A 1016-nucleotide genomic window follows, 5' to 3' on the forward strand; every position below is an offset into this window, starting at 1 on the left:
GTGATAGTCGATCGGATAGTGGAAGCCTCTGGAAATAGGCGCCATAGCGGGTGATAGCCCCGTACACGAAATCCGAACGGTGGTACTAAGCGTACGACAAGTAGGGCGGGACACGAGAAATCCTGTCTGAAGATGGGGGGACCATCCTCCAAGGCTAAATACTCGTAATCGACCGATAGTGAACCAGTACCGTGAGGGAAAGGCGAAAAGAACCCCGGGAGGGGAGTGAAATAGATCCTGAAACCGTGTGCATACAAACAGTCGGAGCCTCTTCGTGGGGTGACGGCGTACCTTTTGTATAATGGGTCAGCGACTTACATTCAGTGGCGAGGTTAACCAGATCGGGGAGCCGTAGAGAAATCGAGTCCGAACAGGGCGACAGTCGCTGGGTGTAGACCCGAAACCAGGTGATCTACCCATGGCCAGGATGAAGGTGCGGTAACACGCCCTGGAGGTCCGAACCCACTAATGTTGAAAAATTAGGGGATGAGCTGTGGGTAGGGGTGAAAGGCTAAACAAACCTGGAAATAGCTGGTTCTCTCCGAAAACTATTTAGGTAGTGCCTCAAGTATCACCATCGGGGGTAGAGCACTGTTATGGCTAGGGGGTCATTGCGACTTACCAAACCATTGCAAACTCCGAATACCGATGAGTGCGAGCTTGGGAGACAGACGTCGGGTGCTAACGTCCGGCGTCAAGAGGGAAACAACCCAGACCGCCAGCTAAGGTCCCAAAGATTGGCTAAGTGGAAAACGAAGTGGGAAGGCTAAAACAGTCAGGATGTTGGCTTAGAAGCAGCCATCATTTAAAGAAAGCGTAATAGCTCACTGATCGAGTCGTCCTGCGCGGAAGATGTAACGGGGCTAAGCCAGTCACCGAAGCTGCGGATATCTTTTTGACATATGGTAGGAGAGCGTTCTGTAAGCCTGCGAAGGTGTCTTGTAAAGGATGCTGGAGGTATCAGAAGTGCGAATGCTGACATGAGTAGCGATAAAGAGGGTGAAAAGCCCTCTCGC

At 51.8% G+C, this 1016-nt stretch carries 1 rRNA gene; it reads left to right on the forward strand.

What is annotated here, in order from left to right:
* Positions 1 to 1016, forward strand: a 23S ribosomal RNA gene (locus tag ACI48D_RS25965); the annotation flags it as partial.

Source organism: Massilia sp. LXY-6, from assembly GCF_051233485.1.
GTDB lineage: Bacteria > Pseudomonadota > Gammaproteobacteria > Burkholderiales > Burkholderiaceae_D > Telluria.